The organism is Vibrio sp. 1978, from assembly GCF_033344345.1.
In genome coordinates, this window is sequence record NZ_JAWPOP010001117.1 from 1 (window position 1) to 502 (window position 502).

Genomic DNA, 502 nt, shown 5'->3' on the forward strand with positions numbered 1-502 from the left:
GTAATTGGATTTTTACGCAGATCTTGCCCTTCCACAACCGTCCAATAATCGTCCAACGACACAGGAACTGGGCCAATGTAGGGATCTTTTCGATAAGCAATATCCGCCTCAGCCAAACCAAATTCGGTAAGGCTATATCGAACATTAGAATACGAATGACTTAGTTTGTCTGACGCAGGCTGATACACCTCAACCCAACTGCGTTTTCTCAACTGCGCGAGTGCAAGCTCAACGATGTTTGAAACCACACACAAACGTTGAGTCAGTTCAACTAAATCACATTTGGGATAAGCAGCCAAATGTTTCAGAACTAGGTTTTCAACGACTGAAGCTGGGATCCCAAGACCTTCCACTGCGGAAGGCACCTTTGGTGGATTGATTTGTGGCACTAGTTTTTCCCAATACGCAGAGCCCATCATACTTCCCCTCTTGAAGTTGCCTAATCAACTGATGTCGTATGTTTTTCTATTTATAAGTATTAGTGCGTGTAGGAGAAATAAGC

General features: G+C 43.8%; 1 pseudogene. It reads right to left on the reverse strand.

What is annotated here, in order from left to right:
• A pseudogene (locus R8N49_RS30950) lies at positions 1-416 on the reverse strand (AAA family ATPase); the annotation flags it as partial.
• Positions 417-502: the final 86 nt, after the last annotated feature.